At 64.6% G+C, this 18,690-nt stretch carries 13 protein-coding genes; 7 read left to right on the forward strand and 6 right to left on the reverse strand.

Annotated features, from left to right (window positions below):
- Window positions 1-2 precede the first annotated feature (2 nt).
- Complete coding sequence (locus tag HNP00_RS19750) at window positions 3-1,055, reverse strand: LacI family DNA-binding transcriptional regulator (RefSeq protein ID WP_260405076.1); 1,053 nt, start codon at window positions 1,053-1,055, stop codon at window positions 3-5.
- A 160-nt stretch (window positions 1,056-1,215) separates the two neighbouring features.
- Here HNP00_RS19750 and HNP00_RS19755 point away from each other — a divergent pair, with 160 nt between their 5' ends.
- Both HNP00_RS19755 and HNP00_RS19760 read left to right on the forward strand, forming a co-directional pair.
- Complete coding sequence (locus tag HNP00_RS19755) at window positions 1,216-1,692, forward strand: metallopeptidase family protein (protein WP_184741414.1); 477 nt, start codon at window positions 1,216-1,218, stop codon at window positions 1,690-1,692.
- A gap of 10 nt (window positions 1,693-1,702) precedes the next feature.
- Complete coding sequence (locus HNP00_RS19760; RefSeq protein ID WP_184741415.1) at window positions 1,703-2,623, forward strand: cation diffusion facilitator family transporter; 921 nt, start codon at window positions 1,703-1,705, stop codon at window positions 2,621-2,623.
- Between the two features lie 21 nt (window positions 2,624-2,644).
- Here HNP00_RS19760 and HNP00_RS19765 read toward each other — a convergent pair whose 3' ends face one another.
- Together HNP00_RS19765 and HNP00_RS19770 are read right to left on the reverse strand one after the other, a co-directional pair.
- The gene (locus tag HNP00_RS19765) at window positions 2,645-5,413 is read right to left on the reverse strand and encodes a PEP/pyruvate-binding domain-containing protein (RefSeq protein WP_184741416.1); all 2,769 of its coding nucleotides are present in this window, start codon (window positions 5,411-5,413) and stop codon (window positions 2,645-2,647) included.
- Between the two features lie 41 nt (window positions 5,414-5,454).
- The gene (locus tag HNP00_RS19770; RefSeq protein WP_184741417.1) at window positions 5,455-6,507 is read right to left on the reverse strand and encodes a universal stress protein; all 1,053 of its coding nucleotides are present in this window, start codon (window positions 6,505-6,507) and stop codon (window positions 5,455-5,457) included.
- 399 nt (window positions 6,508-6,906) lie between these two features.
- On the opposite strand from HNP00_RS19770, the gene HNP00_RS19775 reads away from it, so the two are divergent.
- On the forward strand, window positions 6,907-7,593 hold the full coding sequence (locus HNP00_RS19775; RefSeq protein WP_184741439.1) for an NAD(P)-binding protein: 687 nt from the start codon (window positions 6,907-6,909) through the stop codon (window positions 7,591-7,593).
- A gap of 128 nt (window positions 7,594-7,721) precedes the next feature.
- Here the strand turns inward: HNP00_RS19775 and HNP00_RS19780 are convergent, their stop codons facing one another.
- The gene (locus HNP00_RS19780; protein WP_184741418.1) at window positions 7,722-8,393 is read right to left on the reverse strand and encodes a copper resistance CopC family protein; all 672 of its coding nucleotides are present in this window, start codon (window positions 8,391-8,393) and stop codon (window positions 7,722-7,724) included.
- A gap of 114 nt (window positions 8,394-8,507) precedes the next feature.
- Between HNP00_RS19780 and HNP00_RS19785 the strand changes: the two genes are divergently transcribed.
- The 4 genes from HNP00_RS19785 (at window position 8,508) to HNP00_RS19800 (ending at window position 16,323) form a co-directional block, all read left to right on the forward strand.
- Window positions 8,508-9,950: an NCS2 family permease gene (locus HNP00_RS19785; RefSeq protein WP_184741419.1), complete on the forward strand. Its 1,443-nt coding sequence runs from the start codon at window positions 8,508-8,510 to the stop codon at window positions 9,948-9,950.
- 74 nt (window positions 9,951-10,024) lie between these two features.
- Complete coding sequence (hutG, locus tag HNP00_RS19790) at window positions 10,025-10,990, forward strand: formimidoylglutamase (RefSeq protein ID WP_184741420.1); 966 nt, start codon at window positions 10,025-10,027, stop codon at window positions 10,988-10,990.
- A 118-nt stretch (window positions 10,991-11,108) separates the two neighbouring features.
- Window positions 11,109-16,004, forward strand: a complete 4,896-nt coding sequence (locus HNP00_RS19795; RefSeq protein ID WP_184741421.1) for an NAD-glutamate dehydrogenase — start codon at window positions 11,109-11,111, stop codon at window positions 16,002-16,004.
- 97 nt (window positions 16,005-16,101) lie between these two features.
- Entirely contained in the window at window positions 16,102-16,323 is a 222-nt protein-coding gene (locus HNP00_RS19800) for a hypothetical protein (RefSeq protein WP_184741422.1), read from the forward strand.
- Window positions 16,324-16,458: 135 nt separating this feature from the next.
- Here the strand turns inward: HNP00_RS19800 and HNP00_RS19805 are convergent, their stop codons facing one another.
- Complete coding sequence (locus tag HNP00_RS19805; protein ID WP_184741423.1) at window positions 16,459-16,707, reverse strand: hypothetical protein; 249 nt, start codon at window positions 16,705-16,707, stop codon at window positions 16,459-16,461.
- 193 nt (window positions 16,708-16,900) lie between these two features.
- Entirely contained in the window at window positions 16,901-18,499 is a 1,599-nt protein-coding gene (gene hutH / locus HNP00_RS19810) for a histidine ammonia-lyase (protein ID WP_184741424.1), read from the reverse strand.
- Between the last annotated feature and the right edge of the window lie 191 nt (window positions 18,500-18,690).

Here is an 18,690-nt window from a genome sequence, read left to right on the forward strand (position 1 = left end):
TTTCAGTGGCTATTAGTGAATTTCAGTGGCGCCGCCACGGAATGGCGTTCCACGAGGGGGCACTCAAAGTATTCGGTCCTGCCGTCGCGGTCTGCGCCCGCGAGCAGCAGTTCAACGGCGCGCCGGCCCATTTCCAGAAACGGCAGCTCAAGCGTCGTCAGCCCGGGACGCAAGTGAGGGGCCAGCGTTTCCTGGTTGTCGAAACCCACCAGGGAGATATCGTGCGGAATAGACAAACCGAGCTGGGCCACTGCCTGGTAGGCGCCCCAGGCCGTGCGGTCATTGGCGCAGAAGATCGCCGTGGGCGGCTGCGGACCGGTCATGAGCCCAAGGGCGTTGTCGAAACCGCCCGATTCATGCCCGTCGCCCATCCGGTGAAGCTCAGGATCGGGGTGGAGGCCGGCCTCCTCGAGCGCCCGGAGGTAGCCGGCGTAGCGCCCGACGGCGGCCGCAAGCTCACCGTCCACGTCACCGATGTTGATCATCGCGATCCGGCGATGACCGGCGTCGAGCAGGCGTTTGGTGGCGGTGTAGCCGCCCTGCTCTTCTTGCGGAGCGATGCTCGGGAAGCGTCCGGAACGGTCGCGTGAATTGAGTACGACGGCGGGCACCTCCGCCAGGACGTCGGGCACGTCAAGGACCCGGTGGTACATGGCGGCGTAGACCACTCCCGCGACCTTGTAGGACAGCATGGTTTCCAGGGAGGCGGCTTCGAGGGCCTTGTCACCGCCCGTATTGACGGTCAGGAGCAGCAGCCCGGCCTCCCAAGCCCTGGCTTGGGCGCCCTCGATGATCTTGCCCGCGAAAGGCGCGGTGGCTACGAAATCGCCGACGAAACCGATCATCCCCGCCACGCCGTCGCGGAGCACCTTGGCGTGGGCGTTGGTCCGGTACCCCAGTTCATGGGCGGTTGCGTGGACCTTGCGTCGGGTTTCTTCAGAGAACCTGGTTCCCGCGGCGTCGTTGAGCACCAGCGAAACCGTGGCCTGGGAAACACCGGCAGCGGCAGCGACGTCGTTCATCGTCGTGCCGGATCGGCTGCCGGGGCGGGTCATGGGCAGGCCTGTCTGTTGCGAGCTGAGGGGTGTTTGTCACAGGATCCGCACGGCTGGTTGGGCTTAACCTGGGGCCGGGTTATACGAATTACCAGCCCGGAAAACTGTAGCTGTCATCACATCCGGCGTCAACGGCTTGGCCACGGACTAGAGTCGGAACATGCCCGCGAATTTGCCTCCCGGCCTGCCGATCATTCCCGACGGCGATGCCCCCGGCGGCCAGCGCACTTCCTCCCCGCTTCACGGAACCGGGGCGTTGAGTGCGGCGCCGTACAACATGTCGCCGGAAGACTTCGAGGCGGCGGTCGGCGATGCCCTGCTCCTGATCCCGGACAAGGCCGCCCGTGCCATGGACAACGTGGCCATCTTCATCGAGGACGACTACACGCCGCAGCCTGGCGACGACCCGGACACCGTACTTCTCGGCCTGTACGAGGGAGTTCCGCTGACGGAACGGGAATCCTGGTGGGATGCCGGTTCCCTCCCGGACCGGATTACCATCTTCCGGCAACCAATCCTGGACATTTGTTCATCGCGCCAGGAAGTGATCGACGAGGTCGCCATTACAGTGATCCACGAGATCGCCCACCACTTCGGAATCGGCGACGATCGCTTGCACGAACTCGGCTGGGGATAGCCTTGTAGGCATGGGGCACGATCACAACCACTCATACGGCGTCACCGCAACCGGCAAGCATCGGAAGCGGCTCATCGCTGTCCTGGCCATCACCCTCGCGGTGGTCGTCATCCAGGTGGCGGGCGCCGTCGTCTCCGGATCACTGGCGCTGCTGGCCGACGCAGGCCACATGCTCTCCGACGCCGCAGGGGTCTTCATTGCGCTGCTTGCCGCTTGGATAGCCACCCGGCCGCCGAGCGATCAACGCACCTACGGGTACCAACGCGCCGAGGTCCTGGCCGCCCTGGCCAACGCCCTTATTTTGATCGTGATCTCAGTGGTGATCTTCATCGAGGCGATCCGCCGCTTCGGGGAGACCCCGGACATCCACACGGACGTCATGCTTTTTGCCGCCATTCTGGGCGCCGTGGCCAACTTGGTATCGCTCCTCATCCTGCGCGGGGCGCAAAAGGAAAGTTTAAACGTCCGCGGCGCGTATCTTGAAGTCCTGGGCGACCTGTTGGGTTCGTTCGCTGTCATCGCCGCTGCGATTGTCATCATGACCACCGGTTTCCGGGCCGCGGACCCCATCGCTTCCATCCTGATCTCGCTCATGATCCTGCCCCGGGCCTGGCATTTGCTGCGCGACGTGCTCGATGTGCTGCTGGAGGCAACACCCAAGGGCGTCGAGGTACAGATGATCCGCGAGCACATCCTCTCCGTCGAGGGCGTGGTGGCCGTTCATGACATCCACATCTGGACCATCACGTCCGGCGTTCCGGTCTTCTCGGCCCATGTGGTGGTGGAGGACCGGATCCTGGACGCCACGGGCGCGGACAGGCTCCTGGACCAGCTCGGTTCCTGCCTCGGTTCGCACTTCGACACGGAGCACTGCACCTTCCAACTGGAACCGGCAGGCCATTCCGCGCACGAAACACACCAGCACGCCTAGGGGCCAGAGCCACGGTTTCGGCTAAAGGACCACCGTCCCGGTCGCGCCGTCCACCGTAATCGTTTGGCCTGAACTGATCCGGGACGTGGCATCCGGAACGCCCACTACTGCTGGAATCCCGTACTCACGGGCTACGACGGCGCCATGGGAGTTTGGTCCACCCATCTCCATCACCAGTCCTCCCGCAGTCAGGAAGAGGGGCGTCCAGCCGGGATCGGTGGAGGGAGCCACCAGGATTTCCCCGGGTTCGAGGTGCGCACCTACCGGGTCCGTGATCACCCTGGCTACGGCAGTCACCGTTCCCGCCGAAGCAGGGGTTCCCAGCAGCGCACCGTCCGACGTCGGAGCCGCAGTCTTGGGGCGCGGCCTAGAAGGTAACGCTTCCGGTTCGGTGCCGTCTGAGAGCAGCACGCGGGGAACGTGCCGGCGCCTGAGTTCAAGCTCGTAGTCCTCCCGGCGCTGCGCCACCATGGCACGGAGATCCTCGCCGTCCAGGCCGCGGTGGGCGTCATCGAAATCCAGGAAGAAGACATCCCCGGCATCGTCGATGACTCCCGCTTCCGCCAGGGTCTCCCCCACTAGGCCCAGTTGGGCGCGGACCGCGGAAAAAGCGAGTACAAGGTTGTATTTGGGAAGCTCCCTCAGTCCCGCGAACATGCGTGTCCGCTCAAGTGCCATTTTCACGATCCTGGCGTGGAGCGGACTCTTGGACCGCGCACGGGCCACCAGCACGGCAACTTGTTCCTCGGCGTCGTGGGCTGCTTTCTCGAACTGTTTGTCCGGCGCCAGGCGGGTATTGTCGAGGCGAAGGTAGTTGACCAGGACTCCGATGATGTGGGTGGGGTCCTCGGACCAGCGGGGCAGACCCATATCGATTTCCGCGATGGCCCGGTGCCCGTAGTCGCGCAGGAACGCGGCCAAGCCCGATTGCGCGACGACGGGCAGCCCCCCGTCGCGGTAGCTCTCCGCGAGCGCAGGGGGATCACCGGTAAAGACCTCAGCGGCAGCGGCGTCGTCACGGATACTGGTTGCGAGCCGCCACAGCGCAAGGTCCATCTCCGTGGTGACATTGTTGGGCAGTCCGCGGATGATGGTCTGTAGCTCACCCCAGGAGGCCTGCTCTCCGAGTAGCTTGCGGACCAACCCCATCATCCCGAAGCCAAGCGCTACCGGGGGCAACATGTTGGGGAGCATGGGGAACAATTCCTCGCCCAGTATCCGCTCTGCGTGGTCCAGCCTTTCACGGGCGGTGGCATTGGCGGGGATTTCGAGCGCAGCCTTCAGGTTCTCGCCCACCCGTTCCACCTTGCCGAGGGCGGCGTTCGGCCGAAAAAGGGCGCGAACGAGGGTTTCAGGGACGCGGAAGCGGAGCAAAATCGGGGCGACGTGCCTGATCAGTTTGAAGGGTGTCCTGCTAGTGACGGCGAATCGCGGGTCGTCGAACAGCACGCGCATGACGGCCGCCGAACGTGCCTCCATGACGTCGAAGATCCTGGGCACGATTGCACGACCGGCTTCGCTCCGGAAAACGGCAGTGAGGTCAAAGTAGATGCGCTGCCCTGCCTCGTAGTACGGCGAAGGGCCGGTCCGTGGTTCAACGACCCGGAATCCCGCAGCCCTGGCCACCGAGGACCCCATGAGCCTGATCCCAGCGAGGCCCATCGGAGTCAGCGGACGGGTCAGGCCTTGGGCAAGGCTGAAGCAAAGGTACGCGTGCGGACCGGGGATTGCGGGCTGGCGGGTCATTTGCGGGTAGAGCGTGGTGATGGGGCGGGCTTGGGTGAGCCACAGCTTGCCGTCCCCGTCGATGGCCCATTCGGTGTCCTGAGGTGCCCGGTAGTGATCCTCCACGCGTTGGCCGAGAACGGCGAGGGCCCTGATTTGGGAGTCGCTAAGGCACGCAACACCTGCGGGGCCGGCAGCGTCCAGCACCGAGGTCGAGTCCACCCTTTCGGTACCGCCCCCGGGAAGAGATCGGATCACCAGTTTCCGGTCCCCGATCCTTCGCTCCGTGATCCTGCCAGTGAGCGAGTCCACCACAAAGTGGTCCGGATTCACCGCGCCTGAGACCACAGCCTCGCCAAGTCCGGGATTGGCGTCGATGACCGCCTCGCGGCGCCGTCCGGTCACCGGATTGGCCGTGAACAGCACCCCGGCGGTCTCAACGTCCACCATCCGTTGAACGACGACGGCGAGTGTCACCGCGGCATGGTCAATCCCGTTGCTTGCCCGGTAGCTGACTGCCCGGTCCGTCCACAGGGAGGCCCAACACTTGCGGACCGATTGGAGCACGGCATCCGCCCCTACGACATTCAGGTAGGTGTCCTGCTGTCCGGCGAAACTCGCAAAGGGTAGGTCCTCGGCCGTCGCTGAGGACCTGACCGCCACTGCGGATTCCGGGCCGAGCGCCGCGTAGGCCGAACGGACGGCGTCCTCGACGTCGGCGGGGATTCCGGCGTCGAGCACCGTATCCCTGGCGCGGGCCGCGAGGGATGCGAGCTCTTCAAGGTCGCCGGGATCCACTGTCTCAAGGTCGCGGAAAATATCCGTGAACGCCGATTCAAGGCCTCCACCCGGCTGCAGTGCACGCCGGTAGGCCTCCGTGGTCAAGCAAAACCCGGGCGGGACCGGAAGGCCCGCCCAGATCAGCTCGCCGAGGTTGGCCGCCTTGCCGCCGACCTCCGGGAGCATGTTTGCCCGGATCCGGCGCAGCTCAATGATGAGGCGCGACGGCTCCCCCGGCGCTGTTTGCTTCGACTCTGTGCGCCCCGGCCCTGTGTGCTCCGCCATTGCCCTTTACCCGCGTCCGCCGGTCCTTAGTTACGTGCCGTTTATGCGGCGCCGAGCATGGGACCGAAGTTGGCGCGGTCCGCAAGCCTCGGATCCTCGCGGTCAGGAACAACCAGCACGGGCCCCTTGGCATGGTGCAGGACGCCGTCCGACGTTGAACCGAGGAGCATCCCCGCGAAGCCTCCGCGCCCGCGTGTCCCGAGCACCACGAGTTCCACACCCCGGCTCACTTCCACGAGAACCTCTACGGGCGCACCATCCAGCAACTGGGTTTCCACAGGAAGTTTGGGGAAGTGGCTCTTAAGCCATGCCAATCCTGCGTCCAGCTGAACCCTGATGTCCTTGAAGAGTGCCTCCCGGTCCAGGGGCGCCGGAACCCAAGCCAAGGAGCCGCTGTACTCAGGCACGGCACAAATGACGCGCAGCTTCGCGCCCATGCGTTGGGCCTGCTCGGCGGCTTCCAACACGGCAACACGGGCCTGTTCCGAGCCGTCCACACCAACCGCCACCACATTTTCGATCACATGGGGGCCGGACTTGGCGCGCTCGGCCTTGATGTGCTTGTCCTCCGTGGTTTCACCCAAGCGGTCCGCGCAGAAAAGCGGGACCGTCACTGTGGGGCACTTCGAGTGTGCCGGAAGGGCACTGCTGACCGATCCCAAAAGCCGACCCACGAATCCGCCACGACCCCGGGTGCCGAAGACCAGGAGTTCGGCTGTTTCGGACAAGTCCAGCAGCACGCCGGAAGCATCTCCGTTCTCCACCGAGCCATCGACGTCGATGGCGTAGCCGGAAACTTTCTCAAGGGCCTGCTTGACGATCGCCTCGGCGCCGTCCCGGATGACGGAGTCATCCACTGTTGCATAGCCGCCGTCCAAGCCGGAAGCCGCAAAGATAGGCACCGAGTAGGCCGTGACTACATGCAAGGGAAGCTGCCTGCGCTCGGCCTCGCGGGCGGCCCAAATGAGGGCGCATTGGCCGTGTTCGCTGCCGTCAACGCCCACCACAATGCCTCCGGGGGCAATCGATGATTCCTCTCCGTTGCCTTCGGTCTCTGCATGATGGCTTTCAGAGTGTTTGCCGTGCTGGTCCATGGGGCCCGCCTCCTCGCACTGCTGGCTGATGTTGCGGCTATTCTGCCAGAGGCCGCGCCCACAACGTGTTTCTCGCTTGACTGCCGTGAGTTGCGGTCTCCAATGCTCACTATTCTCGTTTGCAAGGGCCGAATCAAGCGGGAAGAAGCGTATGTGGAAACCCGCCGGAGGGTGTTGGATTCGGCCGCATCGCAGCGTGAAAAATGCATTGGCGGACATGCCGGTGCCGGGGCTATCCAGCACGCGATTTCTTCTGTAATGTTCGAGGCACTGGTGACCGGGGATGGCGTTTTTCAACACATCAACGGCCATCATTCGCGACCGCTTGGGGACTCGGACGCCACCCCGGTGTTGCCTTCGGCAACGCACCTTTCAAGGAGGAGCCAAGCTGTGTCAACCATGCCTGCTGCGAGTACGGAACGCACCACCGCTGTGGTCATCGGTGCCGGCATGTCCGGCCTGGCCGTGGCCAGCGAGCTCAGCCGCTACGGCGTAGACGCAATTGTGGTGGACGGATTGCAAGTCCCCGGTGCCCCACAACCGCTCAACACCGGCATCCTGCAACGCTGCGACGCGGCCGACGCCGGCCTCCAGGAGCGCAGCGAAATCCTGAGGCACCTGCGCAACTACGCAGCCAGCCACGGCCTCGATGTACGGAACACCACACGAGCTGTCCGCCTGGACCGCTTGGACGACGCTGCTTTGGGGTCCATGGTTTCAGGCGCAGCGGTTTCCGTTTCAGCCGGAATGGACTTGACCTCCGCTGCCATGCCCCACCACCAATGGGCTGTCCACACTGCAAACGGAGTGCTTCTGGCCGACCATATTGTTGTCACTCGCTGCGGACAGAGCCAGCTGCGCCGGATGCTTGCCGAGCTCGGCATCGCCATCGGCCAGAACCTCGTCGCTGCTATGCGTGCGATTGGAATGTACTTGGTAGGCGTCGGCGAACTAGCCACACCCACACCAAAGGAAGTCCTGCGCCAAGCCAAGGTAGTGGGCCAGGCGATCTCCGCCAAAGTGCACCCGGACAGCGTCCATGCGGCCCTTACGGGGACGTTTGCGGCGGTTCCCGCCCTGGTGTAGTTGGCCGGGTTCGCCCCCTAGGCTTCCCTTCCTGACCCTCTTTGATTTCCCGGAACGCGCGACACGCCCAAGATTGAGGCGTGTCGCGGGAATTTCAGGCGCAAACAGGGTCGGGAAGGAATGGGTTCCTAAGATTCCTCGGGCTCGTCGCCCCCGGAATCCGCGGAGTCACGGGAATCCCCGGAATCGCTGGAGTCGCCAGGGTCCCCGCCTGCCAGTCGGCGTCGCGCGGTGACGCCCAGGAACACCAGCAGCGCCGCGGCCACCACCGCGAAGATCACAATGCTCCAGGGGAACGGCTGGGAAGCATCAGGCGCCTTATCCGGCGTTGTGGTGGAACCCGGCGCGACTGTGCCGGCGGTGGGGACTGGCGCGGAGGTCTGGGTGCCCGAGACGGCGCCGCCCGGCGTCGTACTTCCTGCTTTCGCAGTGAAGGTAAACGTGCCCTCGATGGGGTGCGAATCCGAGCTGACAACGCGCCAGATGACGGTGAATGCCCCGGCAGGGGCGCCGGGCCTCAGCTTCTGCGACACCACCGCGTCCACGATTTCCACGGAGCCATCCGCCCAGTTCTGGCCGGAAGCGTCGTTCACCCGGATCTGCGAACCGAGCAGGAGCGGCCGGTTGTTGAAGGTGACCGATACGGAGTCCGGGACGCTGGCAACCGTTGAGCCGTTGGCCGGTGACGTTGACTCGGCGACGTCGTGCGCGAAGGCAGGTGCCGCCGAGAACACGGCGGCAGGGAAAAGAACCGCGGTAAGAGCTACGACGACGGCCAGCAACTGGCGGATGGGGCGCATGAGCGAGTGACTCCCTTGGTGTTGGATTCCTTACAGACTAGGCGAATTCGCGGAAGGCCCGAAGCCGCGGGCATAGGATTTGAGAGCACGCTTCCCCGATTCCCGGAGACCTCCATGCTCAAACAGGGTTCAACCATCGACCGCTACTTCAAGATTTCGGAGCGCGGATCCAACTACTCCCGTGAAATCCGGGGCGGCTTCGCCACCTTCTTTGCGATGAGCTACATCGTGGTCCTCAATCCGTTGATCCTCTCCGGTGCGGACTCAAGCGGCGCGTCCCTCGGCTTCCCCGCCGTCGCCGCCACCACTGCTTTCGTAGCCGGCATCCTGACGATCCTCATGGGAGCGTGGGCCAAGCACCCCTTTGCCGTGGCTACCGGTCTGGGCGTCAACGCCTTCGTGGCCGTCACGATTGCCTCGCACCCCGGCCTGACGTGGCCGGACATGATGGGCCTCGTCATGCTGTCTGGCCTGACCATGCTGATCCTGGTGCTCACGGGTTTCCGGACCGCGGTCTTCAAAGCCGTTCCTGAAGCGCTGAAGACTGCGATCGTGGTGGGCATCGGCCTCTTCATTGCCCTGATCGGCCTGGTCAACGCCGGCTTCGTGCGCCGCATCCCGGACGCCGCCGGCACCACGGTCCCGCTGGGCCTGGGCGTGGACGGCAAGCTGCTGGGCTGGCCTACCTTAGTTTTCGTCGTGGGCCTGATCCTCACCATCGCATTGGTGGTCCGCAAAGTACGTGGCGCCATCCTGATCGGTATCGTCGCCTCCACCGCCCTCGCGGCCATCCTGGAATTCACCCTCCACATCGGTCCGAGTTTCGACGGCAAGACGTACAACCCCCGCGGCTGGTCCCTGGTGGCCCCCAAGTTCACCGAATGGGCCGCCCCGGACCTATCCCTCATCGGCAAGGCGAACCCCCTCGGCGCGTTCCAGCACCTCGGCATCATCGCCGCCACCTTGCTGGCGTTCGTGATCCTGCTCAGCATCTTTTTCGACGCCATGGGCACCATGGTGGGCCTGGCGAGGGAAGCAGGAAACATCGACAAGCACGGAAACATCCCCAATGTGGACCGCGTCCTGCAGGTGGACGCGCTCGGCGCGATCGTGGGCGGCGGTTCGTCTGTGTCCTCCAACCAGATCTTCGTGGAATCGGGTGCCGGCATCGGCGAAGGTGCACGGACAGGCTTGGCCTCGATCGTGACCGGCCTGCTGTTCCTGGTGGCCATGTTCTTCACCCCGCTGATCAACCTGGTCCCGTTCGAGGCTGTGGCACCGGCCCTGGTGGTGGTGGGTTTCATGATGGTGTCCCAGGTGGGCAAGATCCATTGGCAGGACTGGGGCGTTGGAATTCCCGCGTTCCTGACCATGGCACTCATGCCGTTCACCTATTCGATCGCCAACGGCTTGGGCGCCGGATTCATCTCCTACGCGCTGATCCGTACCTTCCAGGGCCGGGCCCGCGAGGTGCACCCGCTCATGTGGGCCGTGGCCGCAGCGTTCCTGCTGTTCTTCGGGATCGGTTCCGTCGAGGAAATCCTGGGCGTCAAGTAGCCCTTTCCGGAATACCGGACACCCGCCACCCGCAAGCGGTGCTTTTCGACGCCGCCATGCGTTGAGCTTGAATCATGGAGATTTCACCCACCGTCGCTGATGTCCGCCCGACGCCGTGGACCGGCCGTTTCGACGGCGACGGCGACGAGCACCGTCGCTGGTGGCAAGCGGTGGCGCCCCACACTCCCGGCGTGGACACCCCGGGTGCGACCGAAGCGGGCTCCCGGCCCGCCGTCGTCGTGGGCTTCCGCAGTGACGAAGGCGTGCGCCGCAACAAGGGCCGCATTGGCGCGGCGGCAGCCCCGGCGGCAATCCGCAAAGCCTTGGCTCCGCTGGCTTTCCATCTCGACAGGGATGTGTTCGACGCCGGCGACGTCGTTGTGGAGGACGGCTCCCTTGAGGAGGGCCAGGAGCGGGCGGGCCGGGTCATTTCGGAACTGCTCGACGCCGGCAAGCTCACGGTGCTGCTCGGAGGCGGGCACGAAACCGCCTTCGCCAGCTACCTGGGCGTAGCTCGCTCGGAGGCTGTGACGAGGGGCAAGCGCCTCGGCGTCCTGAACCTGGATGCGCACTTCGACCTGCGGGACGAGCCTGCGCCGAGCTCGGGCACGCCGTTCCTACAGATGGCACATGCGGAAGCCGCCGCCGGCCGCGAACTGAACTACGCCGTCGTCGGAATCTCCGAGCCCAACAACACGCGCACCCTCTTCAACACGGCGGACCGCCTAGGCGTGAAGTACCTCCTGGACGAGGAGTGCTCCACGGAGGCCGTGCGGGAGTTTGTGGCTTCGTTCCTGGACGGGGTGGACGCGCTGTACCTGACGATTGACCTGGACGTGCTGCCGGCGTCGGTGGCTCCCGGGGTGAGCGCTCCCGCGGCGTATGGCGTTCCGCTGCCCGCCATCAGCGCGGTGTGCCGGCAGGTCGCCGCGAGCGGAAAGCTCCTGCACTTGGACGTCGCCGAACTCAATCCCGAGTTTGACATCGACTCGCGGACCGCCAAGGTGGCCGCGCGCTTGGTGAACACGCTGCTGGGGTAGGGCCGGAGCGCGGCAAGTCTGGACTGCCTGCCCCGCGCCAGCCATCATGAAATGAGGCGCAGGGAATTCGCCGACCGCTACAGCACGGCCGCTCCTTGCCCGGCGGAGGCACAGAGACATGTCACCCAGGATCGAGCCCGCGGATCACGCCCCGGCAGGTATTTCCTCGGGCGCCCCGGACCGATTCCTTACCGACTACTACGAACACGTTGCCGACGACGATGTTGGCAACTACACCTCGGATACGCTCCTGGAGCGTGCACGGTACCACCGCTCGTTGGCGGAACGACGGGCGCCTGGCCAAGCTGTGATCGGCGTCCTGAACGAGGCCGATGCCAGCCTCGTGGCGATTGTCACCGACGACATGCCCTACCTGGTCCCGTCGGTCACTGCGGAAATCGCCAGGGACAACTCCTCCATCCGCCTCCTCGTCCACCCCACGTTCAGCGTCATCCGGGATCCGGCCACCCATCGCTTGACCGACATCCACAAGGGGCCACTGCGGACGGGACTTCCGTCCGGCGTCGAGCCTTCCGCATCGGTCACCCTCTTGGACCACGACGACGGCGGCCCCCTCACCGAGGCGTGGATCGCCGTCGAGATCTCCCGGCTTCCGGACGAAACGAGTGCCGAGCACCTCGTTGAGCGGCTGCGGACCGTCCTTGGAGACGTCCGGGCGGCAGCAGAAGACACGGCTGCCATCCACCAGGAACTTGCCCACGAGGTCCGCCGCTTGGACGGAGTGTCCGGCGGGCAAGAAGTCCAGGAGTTGCTGCGCTGGCTGGACGACGGGAATTTCGTGTTCCTCGGCTACCGCGGCCGGCGGAGCCTAGGGCTGCTCAGGAATGTTGCAGTCACTGCCTCCGAAGGTGAGCAGTCCGCAGCACCCCTCCTGACTCTCACCAAGTCGACCCTCCGCTCGACCGTCCTCCGGCGCGCCTACCTCGACGAAGTCAGCCTGGCCACGGGTGGCAAAAGCGAGCACACCTTCGTTGGACTGTTCGCTCCCAATTCCGCTTCCCGCTCAGCACTCCAGATTCCGGTCATCCGGGACACTGTGGACGAGGTGTTGCGGACGTTCGGCTACTCGCCCACATCACACCGTGGCAAGGAACTCCTGGCCGTGGTGGAGGCCTATCCGCGCGACGAGCTCTTCCACATCGATGCCCGCCAGTTGGCCGAACACGCGCGCCACATCCTGCGTCTGCAAGAGCGGCACAGCACACGGCTGTTCCTTCGCCTTGACTCGCACAACCGGTTCATGACGGCCCTGGTCTTCCTGCCGCGCCAACGCTTCAGCACAGCCGTCCGGCTCAATATTGAACGTGAGCTTCGCGAGGCCTTCGGCTCCGAAGAGATCGAGTTCGAGCTCCGCCTGGGCGAATCCGCCATGGCCCGCGTGTTCTTCCGGGTGCTGTTGCCGACCGGCGGCGTAGATCGCGGGGCGCCCGCCGTCGTCGACTCCGCGGTACTGGAGCAGCGGATCATCGCCGCCACGCGGTCCTGGGCCGAAGGCCTGGACGAGGCTCTGCATGCAAGGTTCCCCGCGGACGAAGCCAGCCGGCTGTCCCGCCAATGGGCGGCCGCCTTTCCAGCCAGCTACAAAGCAGACTACGACGTGGAAGACGCGATTCAGGACATCGTCCGGTTCGAGAGCTTCGGTCCCCGGGACGGGGACATGACAGAGGACCACACTGCTGACCCGCTGCTGACCGTGTACAAGCGCCCTGGGACACCCGTGCTTGCCGAAGATGCCCGGATTCGGCTCTATCTGACCCGCCCACAAAGCTTGACCCAGATTTTGCCGTTCTTCCACAACCTGGGTTTGCGCGTCCTGGACCAACGGCCGTTCGATGTTCAGCGTGCCGACGGGCGATCCTTCTTCTTGTACGACCTTGGGCTCGTATACCCGCGCGGAGTTGATCCGCTGGAAACGGGCGATCTTCTGGCCGGTTCGTTCTGTGCCGCGATGCGGGGAGACGCGGAGTCCGACGCCTTCGATGCCTTGGTCATCCGGGAGCGGATCGATTGGCGGCGGACAGCCATCCTGCGCGCGTATGCGAAGTACCTCCGACAGCTGGGGAGTACCAACTCGTACGGGTTCATCGCGGACACCCTTCGCGAAAATGTCCGCGCCACTCACGCCTTGCTTTCACTTTTCGAGGCGAAATTCGATCCGGACCGGTTCGAACCAGAGCTTTTCGATCCTGAACTGCTCGGGCCGGAGCCGGCTGAGCCGGTGCCGGATGGAAGCGACGTGTTCGACGTGGACCGCAGCAAGTACACCTCCCGCACGCAGGCCACCAACGCCGCCCGCAAGGAACTCGCGGAAGCGATCGACGCCGTACCGGTCCTCGACGCCGACCGGCTGTTGCGTTCTCTGGCGAGCCTGGTGGAAGCAACGCTGCGCACCAACTTCTACTTGGACAAGCCGTACGTGAGTTTCAAGCTCAATCCCTCCAACATCCCCGCCGCACCGGCACCCCGCCCACTGTACGAAATTTGGGTGTACTCGCCGCGGGTGGAAGGCGTCCATTTGCGCTTCGGCGCCATTGCCCGCGGCGGCTTGCGCTGGTCCGACCGGCGTGAGGACTTCCGCACGGAGGTCCTGGGACTCGTGAAAGCCCAGACCGTCAAGAACGCCGTGATCGTTCCCACGGGAGCCAAGGGTGGTTTCTACCCCAAACAGCTCCCGGACCCCGCAGAAGACCGGGCAGCCTGGCTGGCCGAGGGCCAGGAAAGCTACAGGATCTTCATTCGTGGGCTGTTGGACATCACGGACAATCTGGTTGCGGGATCCGACGGCGGGGCGAACGGCCGCGTCGTCTCGCCGGCCCGCGTCGTCCCGCCTGCCCGCGTGGTGAGGCACGACGGCGACGACTACTACCTCGTGGTTGCTGCGGACAAGGGCACGGCCACGTTCTCCGACATCGCCAACGCGCTGGCCGCGGACTACGGGTTCTGGCTCGGGGATGCGTTCGCGTCCGGAGGTTCGGTGGGCTATGACCACAAGCAGATGGGCATCACCGCGCGCGGCGCCTGGGAGTCCGTGCGGCAGCATTTCAGCGAACTGCTGATCGACTCCAACACGGAGGATTTCACGGTGGTGGGCATCGGGGACATGAGCGGCGATGTGTTCGGCAACGGCATGCTGCTCTCGGACCACATCAAGCTCGTGGCGGCCTTCGATCACCGGCACATTTTCCTGGATCCGACCCCTGACCCGGCCACTTCCTTCGCCGAGCGGAAACGGCTTTTCAGGCTCCCCCGTTCGTCCTGGGCCGACTACAATCCCGCGAAGCTCAGTCCCGGCGGTGGGGTGTTCTCCAGGCTCGAGAAATCAATCGGCATTACCGAACCGGTCCGCCTCGCCTTGGGATTGGATGAAGGCACGACGGCGATGTCCCCGCCTGAGCTGCTCAAGGCAGTCCTCATGGCCCCCGTCGACCTCCTGTACAACGGCGGAATTGGCACCTACGTCAAGGCCTCCACGGAGACGCATGCCGACGTCGGAGACAAGTCGAACGATTCCATCCGGGTCGACGCCGCCCAACTGCGCACCAGGATCATCGCGGAGGGCGGAAACCTGGGAATCACCCAGCGAGGCAGGATCGAGGCCGCGCTGGCCGGGATCCTTGTGAACACCGATGCCATCGACAACTCCGCCGGTGTGGACTGCTCGGACCACGAGGTGAACATCAAAATCTTCCTGGACCAGATGATCGCGGCGGGCAAGATGTCCCCGAAAGAACGGACGAACTTCCTGCATTCGCTCCAGGCTGAAGTTGGCCGCCTGGTGTTGAAAACCAACGTTGACCAAAACGTCCTCCTACTCAATGACAAGCAATTGGTCCTCCAATGGAGCCCTAGCTTCGAACGGACCATGGACTGGCTCGACTCGGCCACGGATTTGGACCGGAAGCTCGAATGCCTGCCGACTACCGATGAATTGCGGGCCCGCGTAGAGACCGGAGCCGGGCTGACTTCGCCTGAACTCGCGGTACTGGCCGCCTATGCCAAGATCGAACTGGCCCGGGAACTGACGGAGGGTGGGCTCGCGGACGATCCATGGTTTTCGCAGACGCTGCGGGAGTATTTCCCTCGCCAACTCTCTGAACGCTTCGGCGATGACCTCTCCACGCATCCCTTGCGCCGCCAAATCGTGGCTACGGTGGTCGCGAACGACATGATCAACCTCGGCGGCATAGCCTTCGCGTTCCGTGCCATGGAGGAAACCACCGTTTCGGCGGCCGCGGTGGCGCGTGGATTCGTGGTGATGCGCCATATCTGGGACTTGGATTCGGTCACTGAAGCCATCGCCCGGGTGCCGGCGGGCATTCCCAAGGAACACGGATGCGCTGTGGCCTTGGACATGCGGCGCCTCCTTGACCGGTCCACCCGCTGGTACGTCACCCACGATTTCCGGGACAAACCCATTGCGGACGCCTTTGCATGGCTCGAACGGCCCATGTCCCTGATGCGGGCCAATTTCACGAGCTTCCTGCACGGCATCAACCTAGCCCACTCGTTGAACCGCCTTGCCCACACGGATTCGGTGGGCCTGCCACACGACTTGGGCATCCGGGCCTCCGAGCTCCTTGTCAGCTACGGCCTCTTGGACATTTCGGCGATCGCAGAAGAACTGCAGGAGCCCGTCGCGGCGGTGGCGGAAGTCTACTTTGCCGTGTTCGAACGGATCTCGGCCATTCCCTTGCTGGAACACATCACGCTGTTGCCACGGGACACGCACTGGGAAGCGTTGGCGCGTGCAGCCCTCCGTGATGACATGTACTTGGTTCTTGCCGACATGACCAAGGCAGTTGTCCGGCATACTCCCCGCGCCTCGGAGGCCAGTGCGGACCCCGTAGAGCGGATCATGGATTGGGAACGCGGAAACATCGAACAGCTCTCGCGCGTCCAGGACACCATCAAGGCGGCGATCAAGCCCGGTCCGGTGGACATCGCCGCACTCTCGGTAGCCGTGAAGCTCCTTCGGGCCATGGTCCGTCGGTGACCTAGCTCCCAGAATGACAGACATCCCATGACAGTTTGCTATCTTTTATGCAGGAATTGCCGCTCCCCCCGCGGCATCCTGCAGAAGGAGGCCCCCAATGAGCACAGCCACAATTGAAAACAGCGAGATCCATTTGTCCTTTTCATCCGTCGATGAGGTCCACGCAGGACTTGACCGTGCTGTGGGCACGCTCATCGAAGCCGCAGCCGAAAACGGCCGTTGCGGGATCCTTGTGACCCGCCGCGAGCCCGGAAGCTACACGGTTGCCCTGGACGAGTCAGTGCCATTCGGCCAGACCCGCGAGATCGTCGCCGCTTAGTCGCAGGCTAGGTAGCTAGAAACAAAAAACCCGGGGCTTGTTTCGTCAACCGCGCCAAGATGGCACGGAATGGGAAACAAGCCCCGGGTTCTCTGGTTTAGAGACCTTCTCTGGTTTAGACGGCGACTCTGCCGGCTACACCCGACGCAACTCCACGCCGTCGGACTTCATGAAAAGCTGCTTGGCGGCCTCGTCGGCGCCGGGTCCTGCGGGTTCAAGCCATACAACGTTGCCGCTGCCCGAGACTTCCTGCACCTCCCCCGCCGCGACCACGTGTGCGTGCCTTACGACTTCGATCCGCTCCCCCACCTTCAACGTTCCCCAATTGGAAACGACGGCGGAATGTGCGATTCGCCTGGACAGGACTGTCCCGCGTGCCTTCATTGAACTTCTACCCCTTTGTGGATGTTCGTTGTTTCAGTTGTGTATGCAATTTCCCCGGCAGGCCCACGACATCGTCGGCGTGGACATGCCGTACCCCATAAGTTCTACTACACAGAAAGCGCCCCGGGGCACGTATTGCCAAACATTTCCGGGGCGCTTCCTATTGTTCACTCGAACAGTATTTTGTTCGGCGTCAGGCGAGAATTCCGACGGCGGATTCGGCGGCCGCTCGCACCTCGCCAGCGCCTACAAGACGGTCCGCCGCTTCCAGCTCAGGTGAGAGGAAACGGTCAGTTCCGGGACCATCGACGACGCCGCGCAGCACCTCGATCACGGCGGCGCCAGCAGGCCCCGGAGTGAGTTCCCCACCGGACAGTTTGGTGCGGATGTCGAGGGCACGGGTGCTCGTCACGAGTTCCACGGCGAGGACGCGGCGCAGGTTCTCCACTGCCTTGCGGAGCTTGCGGGCCGCGTGCCAACCCATGGAGACATGGTCCTCCTGCATGGCGGAGCTCGGGATCGAGTCCACCGACGCCGGAACGGCCAGTCGCTTGTTGTCCGAGACGAGGCCGGCCTGGGTGTACTGGGCGATCATGAGGCCCGAGTCCACGCCGGGATCGTCGGCAAGGAACGCCGGGAGTCCGTGCGAGCGTGCGGGGTCCAGCATGCGGTCAGTGCGGCGCTCGGCGATCGAGGACAAGTCCGCGACGGCGATGGCCAGGAAGTCCAGCACATAGGCCACCGGGGCGCCATGGAAGTTTCCGTTGGAGGACACGCGGCCGTCCGGGAGCACCACCGGGTTGTCGATAGCTGCAGCCAACTCGCGGGAGGCCACGAGTTCAGCGTGCGTCACGGTGTCGCGGACCGCGCCGGCCACCTGGGGTGCGCAGCGGAGCGAGTACGCATCCTGGACCTTGGTGTCATTCACCCGGTGCGATGCAACGATCGGCGAGTTGGAAAGCACACGCAGCATGTTGTCCGCGCTGGCAGCCTGGCCCGGGTGGGGCCGCAGTGCGGCGTGCAGCTCTGGCAGGAACACCTGGTCGGTGCCGAGCAGCGCCTCGACGCTGAGCGCGGCAGTGATGTCCGCCGTCGTGAGCAGCAGGTGCAGGTCGGCGATGGCCATCAGGAGCATGCCGAGCATGCCCTCGGTGCCGTTGACCAGCGCGAGGCCTTCCTTTTCCGCAAGGACAACCGGCTCGATGCCGTGAGCGGCGAGGAGCTCGGCAACCGGCTTCTTTCCGACAGCGCCGTAAAGCTCGCCGTCGGGTCCGGTGGCTTCGCCTTCGCCCATCAGGACCAGGGCGCAGTGGGACAGCGGGGCGAGGTCGCCGGAGCAACCCAGGGAGCCGAATTCACGGACCACCGGGGTGATGCCTGCGTTGAGGACGTCCACCATGGTCTGCAGGACCACGGGACGTACGCCCGTGCGGCCCGAGGCCAGGGTCTTGGCGCGCAGGAACATGATGCCGCGGACCACTTCGCGCTCCACCGCCGGGCCCATGCCGGCGGCGTGGCTGCGGATGAGGGACTTCTGCAGCTGGGTGCGGAGCTCGTTGGGGATGTGGCGGTTGGCCAAGGCACCGAAGCCCGTGGAGACGCCGTACGCCGGAACTTCGCTGTGGGCGAGGCCGTCGATGTGGGCGCGGACCTTGGCAACCGCGTCCAAGGCTTCCTGGGAGATGGTCACCTTGGCGTCGTGGCGTGCGACGGCGACGACGTCCTCCGGCGTGACTCCGCTGGAGCCGAGGATGACCGTTTGCCGGCCGAGCGATGTTGCTGTGACTGTCACAGTATGTTCCTTTCTCACCCAACTAGCTCGCAGTTGTTGTCGTTTTGGGGGCTCATAGCGACATCTAGTGCGAGTTAGTTGGGAATCGAAGTCTGGTTAGTTGGTTTCGGTCATGGGGATGCGGACGCCGCGTTCGTGGGCGACTTCGATGGCGCGGGGGTAGCCGGCGTCGACGTGGCGGATGACGCCCA

Source organism: Arthrobacter sp. AZCC_0090 (genome assembly GCF_014207375.1).
Classification (GTDB): domain Bacteria; phylum Actinomycetota; class Actinomycetes; order Actinomycetales; family Micrococcaceae; genus Arthrobacter.